This window comes from Roseivirga thermotolerans (assembly GCF_014653175.1).
Taxonomy (GTDB): domain Bacteria; phylum Bacteroidota; class Bacteroidia; order Cytophagales; family Cyclobacteriaceae; genus Roseivirga; species Roseivirga thermotolerans.
Window position 1 is genome coordinate 677,968 of the sequence record NZ_BNAG01000004.1, and the last position, 17,326, is coordinate 695,293.

Annotated in this window: 15 protein-coding genes, 1 pseudogene and 1 riboswitch; of the genes and pseudogenes, 2 read left to right on the forward strand and 14 right to left on the reverse strand. The window is 43.8% G+C overall.

Features of this window, described 5'->3' with window-relative positions:
• Window positions 1-56 precede the first annotated feature (56 nt).
• Window positions 57-884: a dienelactone hydrolase family protein gene (locus IE164_RS16705; RefSeq protein ID WP_189631395.1), complete on the reverse strand. Its 828-nt coding sequence runs from the start codon at window positions 882-884 to the stop codon at window positions 57-59.
• A gap of 183 nt (window positions 885-1,067) precedes the next feature.
• On the opposite strand from IE164_RS16705, the gene IE164_RS16710 reads away from it, so the two are divergent.
• Entirely contained in the window at window positions 1,068-2,822 is a 1,755-nt protein-coding gene (locus IE164_RS16710) for a DUF885 family protein (protein ID WP_189631396.1), read from the forward strand.
• A gap of 116 nt (window positions 2,823-2,938) precedes the next feature.
• On the opposite strand, the gene metF is transcribed toward IE164_RS16710, so the two are convergent.
• The 6 genes and pseudogenes from metF to IE164_RS16740 all read right to left on the reverse strand — a co-directional run bounded on the left by metF (window position 2,939) and on the right by IE164_RS16740 (window position 9,993).
• Entirely contained in the window at window positions 2,939-3,892 is a 954-nt protein-coding gene (metF, locus tag IE164_RS16715) for a methylenetetrahydrofolate reductase [NAD(P)H] (RefSeq protein WP_189631397.1), read from the reverse strand.
• Between the two features lie 43 nt (window positions 3,893-3,935).
• Window positions 3,936-6,647 carry a methionine synthase gene (gene metH, locus IE164_RS16720; RefSeq protein WP_189631398.1) on the reverse strand — a complete coding sequence of 904 codons (2,712 nt, stop codon included), beginning with the start codon at window positions 6,645-6,647 and terminating at the stop codon, window positions 3,936-3,938.
• Between the two features lie 129 nt (window positions 6,648-6,776).
• Window positions 6,777-7,768 (reverse strand): annotated as a pseudogene (locus IE164_RS16725) (homocysteine S-methyltransferase family protein); the annotation flags it as partial.
• A gap of 40 nt (window positions 7,769-7,808) precedes the next feature.
• Window positions 7,809-7,913: riboswitch (SAM riboswitch) on the reverse strand.
• Window positions 7,914-8,021: 108 nt separating this feature from the next.
• Window positions 8,022-8,759, reverse strand: coding sequence for a hypothetical protein (locus IE164_RS16730; RefSeq protein WP_189631400.1), 738 nt, complete (start codon window positions 8,757-8,759; stop codon window positions 8,022-8,024).
• On the reverse strand, window positions 8,759-9,508 hold the full coding sequence (locus IE164_RS16735; RefSeq protein ID WP_189631401.1) for an LVIVD repeat-containing protein: 750 nt from the start codon (window positions 9,506-9,508) through the stop codon (window positions 8,759-8,761). Before IE164_RS16735 ends, IE164_RS16730 begins: the two co-directional genes overlap by 1 nt.
• The gene (locus IE164_RS16740; protein WP_189631402.1) at window positions 9,496-9,993 is read right to left on the reverse strand and encodes an LVIVD repeat-containing protein; all 498 of its coding nucleotides are present in this window, start codon (window positions 9,991-9,993) and stop codon (window positions 9,496-9,498) included. Before IE164_RS16740 ends, IE164_RS16735 begins: the two co-directional genes overlap by 13 nt.
• A gap of 173 nt (window positions 9,994-10,166) precedes the next feature.
• Between IE164_RS16740 and IE164_RS16745 the strand changes: the two genes are divergently transcribed.
• A complete protein-coding gene (locus IE164_RS16745; protein WP_189631403.1) occupies window positions 10,167-11,069 on the forward strand; it encodes a Ppx/GppA phosphatase family protein in 903 nt (300 codons plus the stop codon).
• A gap of 3 nt (window positions 11,070-11,072) precedes the next feature.
• Here IE164_RS16745 and sufU read toward each other — a convergent pair whose 3' ends face one another.
• From sufU to gyrB, 7 genes are all read right to left on the reverse strand, one after another.
• Window positions 11,073-11,510: a Fe-S cluster assembly sulfur transfer protein SufU gene (gene sufU, locus IE164_RS16750; RefSeq protein ID WP_189631404.1), complete on the reverse strand. Its 438-nt coding sequence runs from the start codon at window positions 11,508-11,510 to the stop codon at window positions 11,073-11,075.
• Window positions 11,507-12,727, reverse strand: a complete 1,221-nt coding sequence (locus tag IE164_RS16755) for an aminotransferase class V-fold PLP-dependent enzyme (RefSeq protein WP_189631405.1) — start codon at window positions 12,725-12,727, stop codon at window positions 11,507-11,509. The genes sufU and IE164_RS16755 overlap by 4 nt, the downstream gene beginning before the upstream one ends.
• Before the next feature lie 32 nt (window positions 12,728-12,759).
• A complete protein-coding gene (locus IE164_RS16760; protein ID WP_189631406.1) occupies window positions 12,760-13,176 on the reverse strand; it encodes a molybdenum cofactor biosynthesis protein MoaE in 417 nt (138 codons plus the stop codon).
• Entirely contained in the window at window positions 13,176-13,415 is a 240-nt protein-coding gene (locus IE164_RS16765) for a MoaD/ThiS family protein (RefSeq protein WP_189631407.1), read from the reverse strand. Before IE164_RS16765 ends, IE164_RS16760 begins: the two co-directional genes overlap by 1 nt.
• A 79-nt stretch (window positions 13,416-13,494) precedes the next feature.
• Window positions 13,495-14,628 carry a molybdopterin-synthase adenylyltransferase MoeB gene (gene moeB / locus IE164_RS16770; protein ID WP_189631408.1) on the reverse strand — a complete coding sequence of 378 codons (1,134 nt, stop codon included), beginning with the start codon at window positions 14,626-14,628 and terminating at the stop codon, window positions 13,495-13,497.
• Window positions 14,621-15,208 carry a nucleotidyltransferase family protein gene (locus tag IE164_RS16775; protein ID WP_189631409.1) on the reverse strand — a complete coding sequence of 196 codons (588 nt, stop codon included), beginning with the start codon at window positions 15,206-15,208 and terminating at the stop codon, window positions 14,621-14,623. Before IE164_RS16775 ends, moeB begins: the two co-directional genes overlap by 8 nt.
• 93 nt (window positions 15,209-15,301) lie before the next feature.
• Window positions 15,302-17,260, reverse strand: a complete 1,959-nt coding sequence (gyrB, locus tag IE164_RS16780; protein ID WP_189631410.1) for a DNA topoisomerase (ATP-hydrolyzing) subunit B — start codon at window positions 17,258-17,260, stop codon at window positions 15,302-15,304.
• Window positions 17,261-17,326: the final 66 nt, after the last annotated feature.

A 17,326-nucleotide genomic window follows, 5' to 3' on the forward strand; every position in this document is an offset into this window, starting at 1 on the left:
AGTTGGTTTGTGGCACGGTGCATTAACCTTGTAGGCCTATTGCAGTCAAAAAAGGTTTATCGCTCTTCGTCAAACACTTCATTAAACAAACTCATTAGCTCATTCCAACTGGCTTTATCCGCATCTTCGTTATACATCAGTGGCAGGTTGAATTTTTCACCTAAAGCGTTGGCACCCGGGCTAGTAAAGGCATGGACAGCGCCATCATAAGCCACATACTTATAGTCTGCACCCACAGAGTCCATAGCGGCACGGAAGCGAGCTACTGAACTTGCCGGAACAAAAGGATCATCAGCCCCATTGGCTACCAAAATCTTCGCTTTAATATCCTTAGTAGGCTTTATGGGTAAATCTACACCGGAATGAAATGCGGCAACGGCATCCAGGTTATAACCTGCATTGGCCATGCTCAGTACGACCGACCCTCCAAAACAGTAACCAATTGCGGCTATTCTGTCGGGGTCTACATTGGGATTGGATTTTAGAGTTGCCAAAGCCGCATCGAACCGGGCTTTGGCTTCTTCCAGGTTAGACATTACCTCTCCTGCAAATTTACCTGCATCGTCCGGATGTTCGGCCTGCTTCCCTTCACCATACATATCCACAGCCAGAGCCACATACCCTAGCCGGGCTAATTCATCGGCCCTACTTCTCACATACTCATTGTGTCCCCACCATTCATGAACGACTATAACTCCCGGTCGCCTTTCTTTAGAACTTTTATTATAGGCTATGTAGCCCTTCATTTCGGTAGTTTCCGTACTATAGCTCACCTCCTGACCTACCATATCTGAAACACTATCGTTACCCGATGAAGACCTCTCATTGCACGATACTAGAACAACCAGCAGTAGCGAAAAAAGTATAGTTTTTATTGACTTCATATTCTTCATGCTATCATTTGTTTATAAAACTCTCATTCCGGTAAATGGTTCGCTTGCTAGATACTAAAACCATCATCACTGTAAAAAGTGCGTCTGTGTAATTCGGCATGTGCGTTATAAAAAAATGATTTAGCTTAGATTAAAACCTAATGGATTAGTTAAACCGCAATGCTCAGTTACACCATGAAAACTTTTCGACTTTTTTTGTCCGTATTCGCTTTAGTTATACTTAGCGTTAGCCATACAGCTCATGCCCAGAACACCGAACAGCAGGTGTCTGAACTCTATGACCTGGCCACTCAATTAAGAGCAGACTACGGCAGTCTCTCCCGCTTCTATGCCATTTGGAATTCTCCTGAACGAAGAGAGCGTTTTGAGCAATTTTTCAACGACTACTCACAAAAACTATCGGCTTACAACTTCAACAAGCTATCGAGAGGTGGGCAGGTAGATTACATTTTGATTGATAACTACATAAAAGACCACCTGTATCAACTCCGAGAGGAAGCTAAAGAATATAATGCTGTGCGGGAATGGGTGGCATTTGCAGAGCCTATCTATGCCATTGAGAAATTGCGCAGAAGAGGAAAACACCTTAACTCTGAAGAGGTGGCCTCTCAGCTCAACACCATTTCCACACAACTGGAGTCTACCGCCTCTAAACTGAAAAAAGGGTCTACCCTTTTTCCGAAAAACCTAACCGATCGTGCTCAGGGCATCATAAGGGGGCATATTCAAGCCCTAAAAAGTGTATATGACTTTTATAATGGCTATGACCCACAGTTTGGCTGGTGGGTTAGCAAACCATACGAAAAACTAACTAAAGAGTTGAACGAGTATGCCACGCTAATACAGACAAAAGTAGACCCTAAAACTCAACCAGCTGACGATGGCAGCGGCATTATTGGTAACCCAATTGGCAGAACAGAACTCATTCGGCAGCTAAAACAAGAAATGATTCCTTACACCCCGGAAGAACTCGTAGACATGGCCATGAAGGAATTTGCCTGGTGCGATGAGGAACTACTAAAAGCATCGCGCGAGATGGGCTTTGGAGATGACTGGCGTGCTGCTCAGGAAAAGGTAAAAATGTCATTCGTTCCGGCCGGGCAACAACCGGAAGCCATGTTGGAACTATACGACCAATCGGTAGCATTTCTGAAAGACAACGACCTCATTTCAATTCCTTCCATAGCTGAAGAGACTTGGCGAATGACCATGATCCCCCCTGAAAGACAATTAATCAGCCCGTTTTTTCTGGGTGGCGAAGTGCTTCAGATCTCTTACCCAACCGATGAAATGGAGCACGCAGATAAACTCATGAGCATGCGCGGTAACAACCCACACTTTTCCCGCTCTACGGTACACCATGAGTTAATTGCCGGCCACCACATGCAACGCTTCATGAACAACCGATACAAATCTTACCGTTTTTTTGGTACTCCTTTCTGGACAGAGGGCTGGGCTCTTTATTGGGAGTTGCTGCTGTGGGATATGGACTTTCCACGCTCACCCGAAGATAGAATAGGAATGTTGTTTTGGCGAATGCATCGCTGTGCAAGAATTATATTTTCTCTAAACTATCATTTGGGCAAATGGACTCCTCAGCAATGCATTGATTATTTGGTAGACCGTGTTGGGCACGAAAGAGCCAATGCCGAAGGAGAAGTAAGAAGATCGTTTACTGGAGGCTATGGGCCGCTCTATCAAATTGCCTATATGGTTGGCGGCCAACAGTTTTACGCTTTAAAAAGAGAACTGGTAGATAGCGGAAAAATGACTCTCAAAGAGTTTCACGATGCTGTAATGAGGGAAAATGCCATGCCTGTTGAAATGGTACGCGCCTTACTCACCAACGAAAAGCTTAGCAAGAATTTTGAAACCAGTTGGAGGTTCTACAACAATGAACTGAACAGGCAAAGCATGAAGAAGTACTAGGTTAATTCTTTGTTGAGAGTGTTGAAATACCAACACACCTGACTGTTGCAGAAGCCCATCCACATCATCAGAGTAACGGACAAAAACTTTGATGATGTGGAGTTTTCAATGGCATTTTAAAACAAAGCCTCGGCAATTCTCTTAACTACCTGGCTCTTGCTCATGGTGTAATAATGGAGCACCGGCACACCTGCCTCCATTAGTTCCTTAGATTGTTGAATAGCCCAGGCAATGCCTACTTCTCTGGCTTGAGCATTATCCTTACACTTATCTAGTTCATCTACCAAATCATCGGGTAAGTCTACATGAAATATACTGGGTAGAATGTTCATGTGGTTGAGAGTGGTTATTGGCTTAATACCCGGTATAATAGGCACATCGATACCATTTTGGCGGCATCTATCTACAAAGTCGAAATACTTCTTATTATCGAAAAACATTTGGGTGACAATATAATCGGCTCCCATGTCTACCTTTTTCTTCAGGTATTTGAGATCCGATTTTAGGCTGGGTGCCTCAAAATGCTTTTCCGGATATCCTGCAACTCCAATGCAGAAATTCGTAGGATTTCGTTTTACCTCTTCATGCATATATCGGCCCTCATTGAGTTCCAACACTTGTTGGAGTAGCTCGCTGGCATAAGAATGCCCTGCCGGATCGGGAACAAACCTACCTTCTGACTTTATGGCATCTCCCCTAAGTACCAATACATTGTCGATGCCCAGAAAATCCAGATCTATAAGTGCGTTTTCAGTCTCTTCTTTATTAAAACCTCCGCAAATAATATGGGGCACGGCATCTACATGATACTTATTCATTATAGCCGCACAAATACCTACAGTTCCCGGTCGCTTACGGGTAGTAACTCTCTCTAAAAGCCCATTTTCGCGCTTTTTATACATGTACTCTTCCCTATGATAGGTTACATCTATAAAAGGCGGTTTAAACTCCATTAGCGGGTCTATGGCATCGAAAATATTCTGTACACTTTCTCCTTTTACCGGTGGTAAAATCTCAAAACTAAAGAGAGTTTTGCCCTTGGCGTTTTTAATATGTTCTATGACTTTCATGGGTGTCGGTTATCCGTTCGTCAGTTTGTAGTTTTCAGGCTCATTATACATCATAACTCAAATTGGGAGCCAGCCATTTTTCAGCCTGTTCAATGGTCCAGCCTTTGCGAGAGGCATAGCTTTCTACCTGGTCTTTTTCAATTTTCCCCAAACCAAAATACTTGGCTTCCTCATGCATAAAATAGAATCCGGAAACAGAGGCCGCAGGATACATGGCAAAAGACTCGGTTAAACTAATTCCGGTGTTTTTCTCAACCTCCAGTAAATCGAAGAGTATCCCCTTTTCTGTGTGTTCAGGACAAGCCGGATACCCAGGTGCCGGTCGAATACCCTGATATCTTTCTCGAATTAATTCTTCATTATTAAATGCCTCCTGAGGAGCATAGCCCCAAAGTTCTTTTCTGATTTTAGCATGCATCAACTCTGCAAAAGCTTCGGCCAAACGATCGGCCACAGCTTTTATCATAATTGAGTTATAGTCGTCATGGTCCTTTTCATACTGCTCAATCAATGGCTCAATACCAATTCCGGCTGTAACGGCAAAAGCACCCATATAGTCGCTGCCTTGCCCCTTGGGAGCCACAAAGTCCGCCAGTGACAAATTAGGAAGTCCACTCCCCTTTTTACCCTGCTGACGGAGCATATGAAAGGTTTTTAGCACTTCAGATCGTGAATCGTTTGTGTAAACTTCTATGTCATCACCTACCGAATTGGCCGGATAAAGCCCCACTACGGCATTGGCAAAAAGCAGGTTGTTGGCAATTACTTTTCTAATCATTTCCTGCGCATCATCATATAACTTGCGCGCTTCTTTGCCCACCACTTTGTCTTCAAGAATTCTTGGAAACTTCCCTTTGAGCATCCAAGTACTGAAGAAAGGAGTCCAATCAATGTATTGAGCTATTTCTTCCAGTGAGTAATCATTGAAAGTTTTATTCCCTATGAATTTTGGTTGAACAAATTTCTTTGCCGTCCAATCGATTTGAAGCCTGTTGGCCTGTGCTTCCTCATAAGGTATGTAGTTTTTGACCTGTTTGCGGTTGGCATGATCATCTCTAAGTCTGGCGTATTCTGTTTTAACCCGGCTGTATATGTTTGGGTAGGTCTCCTTACTAATAAGTTCTCCGGCTACCGGCACCGATTTAGAAGCATCTAAAACATGAACTACCGAACCGGAATATACAGGGTCTATTTTTACTGCGGTATGAATACGGCTTGTAGTGGCGCCACCAATCATTAGTGGAATCTGCAAGCCTCTTCTCTCCATTTCTTTTGCCACGTGCACCATTTCATCGAGTGATGGAGTAATGAGCCCGCTCAAACCTATAGCATCCACTTTATGCTCAACGGCAGCTTCGAGAATTTTTTCGGCCGGCACCATAACACCCAAGTCTACAATATCGAAGTTGTTACAGGCCAATACCACTCCCACTATATTCTTACCAATGTCATGCACATCTCCCTTCACTGTAGCCAGAAGTATTTTTGCTGCTGAGCTTTGGTCGTTATTAGCTGCTTTTTCTTCTTCAAGAAAAGGAAGAAGGTAAGCTACTGCCTTCTTCATTACCCGGGCACTTTTTACTACCTGAGGAAGAAACATTTTACCGGCACCGAACAGGTCGCCAACCACGTTCATTCCGTCCATTAGCGGCCCTTCAATCACCTTCAATGGCCTTTCATACTTCTGACGGGCTTCCTCTGTGTCTTCATCAATAAACTCTACTATACCTTTTACCAACGCATGCTCCAACCGTTTTTCAACCGGTTCCTGCCTCCAGGAATCGTCTTTTACCTGAACTTTTCCGGCACCTTTCACTGTTTCGGCAAACTCCAGAAGTCGTTCGGTGGCATCGGGCCTTCTGTTCAGAAGAACATCTTCAACACGTTCGAGTAAATCTTTAGGAATATCATCGTAAACCTCCAGCATAGTGGGGTTCACTATGCCCATATCCATTCCTTCTTTAATGGCGTGATACAAAAAAGCAGAGTGCATGGCTTCTCTAACCGGGTTATTCCCTCTAAAAGAAAAAGACACATTGCTAACTCCTCCGCTCACATGTGCTCCGGGCAGGTTTTCCCTAATCCATCGGGTAGCTCTAAAGAAGTCAACCGCATTGTTGTTGTGTTCTTCTATGCCCGTAGCCACAGGGAATATATTAGGGTCGAAAATGATATCTTCTTTGGGAAATCCTACCTTCCCTACCAGTATGTCATAAGAGCGTTTGCATATCTCTATTCTTCGCTCATACGTATCGGCTTGCCCTTTTTCATCAAAGGCCATTACAATAACTGCCGCCCCATAGCGCTTTACCTTAGTAGCCTGTTCTATGAAAGTTTCTTCGCCTTCTTTAAGAGAAATGGAATTGACCACTCCCTTACCTTGAATGCACTTTAATCCCGCTTCAATAATCTCCCATTTAGAAGAATCTATCATTATGGGAATTCGGGCGATATCGGGTTCTGCGGCTATCAAATTAAGGAACTTTACCATAGCCGCCTTGCCATCCAGCATCCCTTCGTCCATGTTTACATCTAAGATCTGAGCTCCTCCTTCTACCTGATCTCTGGCAATTTCAAGAGCCTCATCGTACTTCTCTTCCTTAATTAAGCGGGCAAAACGCTTGGAGCCGGTCACGTTGGTTCGTTCACCCACATTTACAAAGTTACTCTGAGGCGTTATTATCAGGGGCTCAAGACCTGAAAGCCGCAGGGTAATTTTGTTGTTTTGATCTAGGTTTGGCTGCTTAGAGTCCATGGTGCTTGTTCGGTGATTTTTTAGATAATTGAATCATTTGATAGCTCTGCGAAATAGTGTTGAATCATTCGAGTGATTTGCTTCCATTGCCATGCTAATTAATTGTCTGAAACAATGGAATGTGAGATATGGACTAACCTTGGTGAATACCTGGAAGCCTCCTGGGCAATGAGCCTTATATGCTCAGGCGTAGTGCCACAGCAGCCTCCCACAATATTGAGAAACCCATCTTTCAGGAATTCTCCAACCTGCTTTACCATTTCTTCAGGAGTTTGGTCGTACTGACCAAATTCATTGGGTAACCCCGCGTTGGGGTGTGCACTGGTGTGAAAAGGCGCTTTTTCTGAAAGGGTTTCTAAATACGGGCGTAGTTGTGCTGCCCCCAAAGCACAATTGAGGCCAATAGAGAGTATGGGCATGTGCGAAACAGATATCAAGAAGGCTTCGGTAGTTTGACCCGACAGAGTTCTGCCACTGGCATCGGTTATGGTTCCACTAACCATTACAGGCACGCGCTTTCCTTCTTCTTCCAGTAGCTCTGAAATAGCAAAAAGAGCTGCCTTAGCATTGAGTGTATCGGTTATGGTCTCTACCAAAAACAGATCGACTCCTCCATCTAACAAGCCTTTGGCCTGTTCTTTAAAAGCTATTCTTAACTGATCGAAATCAATGTTTCTAAAACCGGGGTCATTGACATCGGGCGACATGGAGGCCAGCCTATTGGTTGGCCCCATAGAACCGGCCACAAAGCGAGGCTTTTCCGGTTGCTCGCTAGTAAACTCATCGGCCACCTCTCTGGCAATTCTTGCCGATTCATAGTTAATGTCGTAAACAGCATCTTCCAAATGATAATCGGCTTGCGCAATTGTGGTGGCACTAAATGTATTCGTCTCCACAATATCGGCACCCGCATCAAAGTATTGTCGGTGAATTTCCTTGATTATATCGGGCCGGGTAAGGGAGAGTAAGTCGTTGTTTCCTTTAAGGGGATGAGGATGGTCTTTGAAACGATCGCCTCTGAAATCATCTTCAGTAAGCGTATGTCGCTGAATCATGGTACCCATAGCACCATCTAAAACCAGTATTCTTTCTTTGAGAATTTTCTCTATGTCGTAAGCCATTTTACAGATTTAGGGCTTACCGAGAAATTTGGAAGGATTACTCTCATCTTTTCCCCGATGCCTCGAGGCTAGGAATTAGCACCAGGTATTACCCAGGTTGCTAAGACATCTCAGGGCCTAGTCCCTCCGTCTTTCTTGATAAGCACTGCAAATAAAGCGAAAGTTTATGTAGCTACATAACTGGCAAATGGAAAATATGACTGAGGCTGATATTTCGAATGAGTAAATCGAAGTATTACATTGGTTCGGCAGGTCATTTTAAGAGACGTATGACAACCTTGAATGAGACATCCACAGCCCACTGTAACCTGGCTGAAGAAGAGCCTTCTCTGAATTTTAAACCGTATTCTTTCTCATATTCAATGGGCTTGCGATCATCGGCTTTCAATTGACTAGACATAGCCCCCAGAGCTATGGAAGACTCAAAGTAAAATGGGCCTGCAATTTCTGCTACAAAACCCAATTGAGTCCGTACTCCCACCCTTTTATCAACCATACCATAGTTTACGCGCTCAAAGTAGTCGCAATCTTGCCCACAACTCAGCTTATAAGTTCGGGTTCGGTCGAAACCAAGTTCATTATAGAACAACTCCAGTCCATAGTAGGGAATTACACCTTTAGATGCCTGAGAGACTCCTAAAACAGGCCGACCAGCAATTTGCAAAATTGGCTGTCCATGGCTTATGTATTGTTTAAAAATCAACGATGATTTAAAGCCAGACTTATTACTAAAGTAGAGTTCATCATAGTTCAAAACATTTCTATCTATCAGCCCTCCAAGTCTTAGTTCAATTCCTTTGCCTGTTGGCCATACGTATTCACCCGCCAGCATGTGAGAAGTGAACTGGCCTATATACTGAGAACCATAATATTTGAGCATCAGCCTTGGCAAAACTTCAGAAGCAGAACCGTCAGGCTGACTTCTCTGCGCAAAAGCCTTGGATCCACAACAGAAGAGTACAATGTAGTAGAAAAAAACAAACCTACTCATTAGTCTATTTTGGCCAGAATCTGAAACACTCCGCTGTCAGTATAACTTACATTATAAATGCCTTTATCTGTTCTCACTATAAGGTGTGTTGGTGCGTGTATTACATCTAGAGGGGTATCATTGCCAAAATCGAAAAAGCCTTTTAACACTATATTATAAGGGTCGGAGATTCCATAGAGGGCTATTCCACCTCTCTCGCAAACGATTAAATGAGAGCCTCTAACGCTAAGGCCATAGGGCGCTTCTATGTTGTATGATTTGATAAACACCGGGGTTTCAATGTCTCTGATATCTATCACATCCAGTGACTCATCGGCATCGAATCGACAGCCACTATTGCGCAAAGTTGAAAAGGCCACACCATTAGCAGCTACTACCGGATCGCAAGCGGTCAGATGAGAGTAACTGGATATGAGATCGAGAAAGTTATTGTCGTCAAAACCGAGAAAGAACACCTGATTATTGCTACCTACCAAAGCATATTCACCGTATGGGTAAATGGTCTCAAGACCACCGGAGAAAAAAGTAAGCGAACGTCCCTCCGTCAATGATCCATCGTGCTGTATAAAATACTGATCAATGGCGTTTTCATGCAGCACCAACAGGCTATTCTGCACTATGGCAAACTTGGCCAAAGATCCACCTGTTCCAGTGCCTCCCAAATCGGGGGTAAAATCGTTGCTGTCGGTCTGACAAGACACTACTATTATAGCCAAAAGGGCTAAAACCAAACTTCTTACCTGTAGCATTTCGGGTTATTTATAGTGGTCAATTGCCAGCCAACTACTCTTCCTTTCTTAGGATCGGCACATTCAAAATAATAACCCGTGCCAGGAGGAACGGCTACGTTCAAATCTTCTCTGTTGAGAATTGACTCGTGTTCAGACAGCACTCTTATGTTGTTCAGATCATTGACATCGATGGCCAAAACAGACATAAACTGATTGACATACAAAGTTCCATCTTTCATGGCCATATTTTCAGCCCCCAGTATTTTCAAAAAGCCTCTGTTCTGTGGAGCCTCTGGGTCTGTGTTGTCTATCAGATGAATCCCTTCTCCCGTTTCATTGATAAGCAACAAATTGCCTTTAAGATAAATTTGTCCGCCATTCACTATTGGTCTGGCTTCTTCTAAACGGATTGAAGCATCGTTGTCCGTAGCATAAACCGGCTTATACCCCACTACATCTCCTTCTGGAAATTCAGGAGGCGGATTGAAACATGCTTGTACCAAACATATTAAAATGAGACAAGTGTAAACTCTTTTAGACACAATCTAAGATAGGCTTACTTTCTGTAATGAAAGATGGTCATCAATTAAATAATTGTTATCAAATGCAACATTATTGCACAAACAAGAGCTATTGAATACATGTATAAATCTGAAATTGAGTGTAAATTGGAGGCTTGAAGTTAGCAGCGATAGATATTGGTTCAAATGCCATTCGGTTTCAGGTAACTAATGTAATGACCTATGAAGGTCAGCACTATTTTAAACGGTTAGAATACGTACGCTTTCCTTTACGGCTTGGTCATGATGTTTTTCAGCACAAGAGAATAGGCCCTGAGCAGGAAGATAAGTTCATTCGGCTGATGAATGCCTTTAAAATTCTCATTGACCTATACGAAGTAGATAAATACTACGCCTGTGCTACTTCGGCCATGCGAGAGTCTCAAAACGGACGCGAAATTGTCGAAAAGGTGAAACAACTTTTTGGTCTCAAGATCAACATTATTAGTGGAGATCGTGAAGCTGAATTGATTAACCGGGTGGTCATGGAAAAGCTGGCTAAGGGTACTTTTTTGCACATCGATGTTGGTGGAGGTAGCACAGAGCTAAACCTGATTAGAGACGGACGCAAGGTAAAATCGGAATCGTTTAAAATTGGCTCCGTAAGAACTATTCAAAGTGCTTCTTCCAAAGCGGTATTGAAGCGTATGGGCCAGTGGATAGAAAACCAGATTGTAGGCCACAAGGGTAGTATTACAGCTGTTGGTACCGGAGGGAATATTGCCAAGATTTATGAGCTTTCGGGCACCAAATCGAAGGTGAGAATGCTTCGGTTAGAAGCCATTTTGGAGGTTCAGAAGCGTTTGTCGGCACTTACTCTGGAAGAACGCATTTTTAAAATGCATCTGAATCCTGACCGGGCCGATGTTATTCTTCCTGCCTCAGACATTTACCTCCATGCAATGAAATCGGCCAAAATTCAAAAAATTCAGGTACCCGATGTGGGTCTTAAAGACGGTATAATGCACATGCTTTTTGAAAAGCACGTAAAGCAAAGCGTCATTGCATTGAACGACTAAAGTTTATAGGCTTTGTAAGTGAAGTCGTAAGGCCTCCCAGCCAAGATTCGCGCAAGTCTTTCGTTCGGGAAAATCTCTGGCTGCAGCAAAAGCCAACAATTCCTTACTGTCAGTGAGTTGTTCTGGACTTACAGAAGATTTATCATCAATCAACTCCAAAAATGTATCTATAATCAGCAACCCTTCCTGTATGGTTTTATGGCTTAATGCATCGCACATTACATCGGTTGATGCTTTTGAAATTGAACAACCAAAACCACTGAATTTCAATTCCTTAAAAACCCCATCTTCAATAGATACATAGAGATAAAACTTATCACCACATAGTGGATTATAAGCTTCTACTGTGGGGACTAAATCAGGAGCTTTACACTCATACCGGGGGACTTTTGCCCTACTGAGTATTACTTCTTTATAAAGGCTTTGCAGGGCTTTATTCATCGGAAAAAAGCAATGGCTTCTTTTAGTTGATCAACAGTTTGTTCTATCTCTTGCCCGGAAGAATAACAGGCCAATGATATGCGCGAACAGGCCGTTATTCCAAAGTGCTTCATAAGAGGCTGCGCACAGTGATGGCCCGCACGAATACTTATGCCTTCAGTTGCTAAATACGTAGCCATATCGTGCGGATGTACTCCCTCAACGGTAAAAGAAACCACCGGGCATTGCAGGCTTGAAGATCTTCCCAAAATGGCCACCCCCGAAACCTCATTTAGTTTCTTTCTGAGTAGCTCATAAAGTGCGTTTTCATGGGCTTGAATATTGGCAATTCCTTGTTTTTCTATGAATGCAATTGCAGCTTCCAAACCAACTATCCCTGCCAGGTTTAAGGTACCCGCTTCATGGCGATGTGGAAGCATTCGAAAAGTTGTATCAGATTCATTCACCTCTTGTACCATTCCGCCACCATAGGCCAACGGGTTCAATTCAACAAGAACTTCATATGTGCCGTAGAGTACTCCAATGCCGGTAGGTCCGTAGGCTTTATGTCCGCTAAAAACCATAAAGTCACAGTCCCATTGCCTCACATCTATGGGCTGATGGGCCACTGCCTGAGATGCATCTACGACCAAAAGAGCTCCTGAATTATGAGCCATCTGAGATAAACGGGAAATATCATTACCTATTCCTGTCACGTTAGAGGCAGCACTTACGGCCACAAGGCTCGTTGGCTCTTTCAACAACTGTGCATAAGCCTCCATGTCTATGGCCCCCGAGTCGGTTAGGGGAATCACCTTAAAAGGAAGCGAGCCATGCCGGGCAGCCATCTGCCAGGGCACAAAGTTAGAATGATGCTCCATGCCCGAAACCAACACTTGTCCTTCACGCTTTTGACTACCTCCAAAAATAGCCAGAGCAAGTTTATTCAATGCATCGGTTACTCCATGGGTAAAGACTACTTCTTCAGGCCTTGCAGCCCCTATGAACTTTGCCAGTCGCTGCCTTATGTCCACTACTCTACCCGTTACTTCCGTTGCCGGCCAATAGACACCACGTCCGGCATTGGCATTACTGAACTTGTAAAAGTCAGCGATGGCGTCAATTACACAATCGGGCTTTTGAGTGGTAGAGGCATTGTCTAAATACACCAATTCCTTTCCCACAGGTGTTTTCTGCTGGAATATTGGAAATTGCGATTTTATTGACTCCAAATTCATTTAACTCATCTTTTCGGTGATTGCCCGAGTATTTAAGGGTGTGCCGAAACCCAAACCTCTCCATCTTCAAACACCTCTTTCTTCCAAATGGGTACTGTTTTCTTCAAAGTATCTATGGCAAATTCACAGGCTTTGAATGACTCCTTTCGGTGAGCAGAAGAGCAAGCAATCACTACTGCGGCCTCTCCTATGCCCACCCTGCCTACTCGGTGGTGAATGGCCATATCGTACAAGTGCCAACGCTCAATGGCTTCGCGGGCAATTTTTTGCATCTCTTTTAGGGCCATGGCCTCATAGGCCTCAAAATCCAAATATTTCACCTCTTTTCCCTTTGTCTTGTTGCGCACATTACCAATAAAGACAACCAGACCCCCGCTGCCATTATCGGCAACGGAATTAATACACAACTGACTATTCAGCGGCTCCGAAGTAATTACAATGTTTTTCATTAACCTCCACTTACGGGCGGAATTAAAACCACCTCATCATTTTCTGTCAGTTCAAAAGAATCATCAACATAACTGGTATTAACGGCAAACCTGAGCGATGCCAATTGCTCAAATTCGGGAAACCGGTTCACCAAACAGGTACGCACCTCTCCTACACTCTTTCCTTCAAAATCCAGGGTCATCTGTTTTTTTCCAACAATGTCTTTGGCGATACCAAAGGCTATTATTTGTATTTTCATTTTCCGTTTTGTTTGAGCGTAACGCTCAAGGATTTAGTTGATCTTGCTTTTTTGAACCTTAACCATAGGCCAGAATGGTTCAATAGGCTGTCATACTTTTATCGATCTCTTTTTGCCAGGCCGTAATACCTCCTTTAAGGTTAAGGAGATTATTAAAACCTTGCTTCTGAAGCAGTTCAATAGCTTTTTTACTCCTTCCGCCTGTTTTGCACATAATCACCACTTCTCTGTCTTGCGGAATTTCACTCGACTTGCTCAGTACTTTATTCAGCGGAATTAACCGACCTCCTAAATTAGCAATTTCATACTCGTAGTCTTCGCGTACATCGATCAATTCGAGTGTTCCAAGACTCATTTTCTCTTTCAATTCATGTACACTAATCTCACGGATTGAAGACTGACCTACAGCGCCTCCACAAAAAGCTTCATAATCTACCAAGTGGGTTATAGTGGGCTCTTTTCCGCTAAGAGGATTCTGGTCGTTTTTTTCTACAGACAGTTGAAAGGTGCTAAAATCCAATGCATCGAAAACAAAAAGCTTTCCACTCAGGGTTTCGCCCACATGAGTCAATAGCTTAATGGCTTCATTGGCCATCATTGCACCAATAATTCCCGGGAGTACTCCCAAAACTCCCCCTTCGCTGCAACTGGGCACCATTTCGGGTGGTGGTGGAGAGGGAAAAAGGTCTCGATAGTTGGGGCCACGGCTTCCGTCTTTGTGAACCGCATTGAACACCGACACCTGCCCTTCAAAACGAAAAATTGCTCCGTATACCAGAGGTATTTTTAATAAGTAGCAAGCATCGTTAACCAAATAGCGGGTGGGTAAATTATCTGAACCATCAACAACCAAATCGTAGCCGCCAATGATCTCCATGGCATTGCGCGAGCTAATGGCCTCCTCGATCACATCGAACTTCACATCCGGATTCAACAGTGCAAGCTTTTTGGCCGCAGTTGATGCCTTTGACTGTCCTATTTCCTGTGTATTGAATAGCACTTGCCTCTGTAAATTGGAAAGTGATACCTCATCGAAATCAACAATACCGATCCGGCCAACCCCGACCGCAGTAAGATATTGCAAAATGGGCGCACCAAGTCCTCCGGCTCCAATAACCAACACCGAAGCATTTAGTAATTTCTGTTGTCCTTGTTCACCAAACTCCGGAATTATAATCTGACGATTGTAGCGAAGTAGTTCTTCTTTATTCAATGGCTTTTAGCATTTTTTGGTAATCTATGGGTGTGTCAATATCTGCAATAAATCGGTCGGAAGAAACCTCAAGTCGTTCGACTGCATTCAAATTGTGCTGAACAACTCCCGAACACCCATTGGCTCCTTTATGGTTCAGAATCTCATGAAAATGTCTTTTGTCAAAAACAACGGGGTTTCCCTTTGCTCCCTTGTAAATGGGAACCAATATGGTTTTCTCGGTATTCCTAAAAGATTGGATAAGACCGGTATAATCGCTGGAGCTTAGCAAGGGCATATCGGCCAGGCAAACCATAAGCGCATCCATTGACATTAGTTTGCGCAGTCCACACTGAATGCTGGAAGTCATGCCTCGTTCCGGTTGCGGATTAACTACCAAATCTACCTTTTCGTTAGAATCTACCTGAAACTCGCTAGCGTTTCTGCCCAACACCAGGGCTATTTTACTCACCTCGGAGTCTAACAAATGCGTAAGTGTAGCTGTAAGTATAGTGGTATGGCCAAAAGGCAGTAGCATTTTATTTGGGCCTTGCATCCGGGTGGAGAGGCCTGCCGCCAATAGTACAGCTCCTATCTTCATGACTGGAAGTTGGCGATTTTCTTCTAGTCATTCAACAAAAAAGCTGTCTCGACAAATCAAGACAGCTTTTAATAACTCGAACTCGCTGAGTTCTTAAATATCTACTTTGGCATACTTGGCATTTTTCTCAATAAACTCACGTCTTGGAGCAACTTCATCACCCATTAGCATGGAGAACAAATGATCTGCTTCTGCTGCAGACTCTATGGTCACTTGTTTTAAGCTTCGCGACTCGGGGTTCATGGTGGTTTCCCAAAGTTGTTCCGGGTTCATCTCTCCAAGACCTTTGTATCGCTGAACTGACACGGAGTCTTCTTTGCCATCTTTGGCCATTTCTTGCGTAAACTGGGCACGCTGTTGCTCGTCCCAGCAATAGCGCATTTCTTTACCTCGCTTTAGTAAATACAACGGAGGCAACGCAATATATAAGTAGCCTGCGTCTATTAGCGGGCGCATGTAGCGGAAAAAGAAAGTAAGAATAAGGGTTCTAATATGGCTTCCGTCAATATCAGCATCGGTCATAATCACTATTTTATGATAACGAAGCTTCTCCATATTGAGGGCCTTCTCGTCTTCTTCTGTTCCGAAGGTTACTCCAAGGGCTGTAATGATGTTCTTTATTTCATCATTGTCATAAATCTTGTGTTCCTGAGCTTTTTCAACGTTCAGAATCTTACCCCTTAGTGGCAATATGGCCTGAAAGTGTCTGTCTCTACCTTGCTTGGCCGAACCACCTGCCGAGTCTCCCTCTACCAGATAAAGCTCACTAATAGAGGCATCTTTAGAGGCACAGTCGGCCAGCTTGCCCGGAAGTCCGGTACCGCTCAGCACATTCTTACGCTGCACCATTTCTCTTGCCTTTCTGGCGGCATGTCTTGCCTGAGCGGCCAGAATTACCTTAGCCACAATTTGCTTGGCACTTTTGGGGTGTTCTTCCAAATAGGTATTGAGTACATCGCCAACAGCTGATTCTACCGCACCGGCTACATCGGAGTTACCCAATTTGGTTTTGGTTTGCCCTTCAAACTGTGGTTCGGCTACTTTTACAGAGATTACGGCCGTTAGTCCTTCTCTAAAATCATCTCCGCTAATTTCAATCTTTACCTTGTCCAGCAATCCAGACCGGTCGGCATAGGCCTTTAAAGTTCTGGTCAAAGCCCTTCTAAAGCCCGAAACATGGGTTCCTCCCTCTATGGTATTGATGTTATTCACATAACTCACCACATGTTCGGCATAGGAAGTATTGTAGCTCATGGCTACCTGCACAGGCACATCGTTTTTCTCACCTTCAATATAGATGGGTTGTTCAATAAGGGTTTCGCGAGAATCATCGAGGTATTCAACAAACTCAAGCAAACCACCTTCCGAGAAGAAGGTTTCTCCCTTAAAAGAGCCGTCATCGTTGGTTTCGCGCTTATCAATCAGGTCGATTTTAATTCCTGCATTGAGGTATGAAAGTTCTCTTAAGCGAGAAGCAACGGTTTCATATTTGTATTCGGTAACAATGAAAATTTCCGGGTCGGGGTGGAAATGAACAATTGTTCCGGTTTTATCGGTTTTCCCCACCTCTTTTACATCGTACTGAGGTACACCTCGGGAATATTCCTGCTGAAAGACAGTGCCGTTTCGGTGTACCGTGGCCACCAACTTGGTAGATAGAGCGTTCACACATGATACACCTACCCCATGCAGACCACCGGACACTTTGTAAGTATCTTTATCGAACTTACCTCCGGCATGCAGTACCGTCATTACAACTTCAAGAGCCGATTTTTTCTCTTTGGGGTGAATGTCGGTGGGAATACCTCTACCGTTGTCTTCTACAAGAATTGAGTTATCCTCTTCGATTATCACTTTAATGTGATCACAGTGACCAGCCAGGGCTTCATCGATGGAGTTGTCTACTACCTCCCAAATCATGTGGTGAAGTCCCTTAATACCAACATCACCAATGTACATGGCCGGGCGTTTTCTTACTGCCTCAAGACCTTCTAATACCGTGATGTTACCTGCTGAATAATCCTTTTTTGCGTTTGAATTTTCTCCGCTCATAAAATCTCTCTAACAATACATTGGGGACGCCTCAAACATAATGATAGATTGATCAAAAAGATGGGT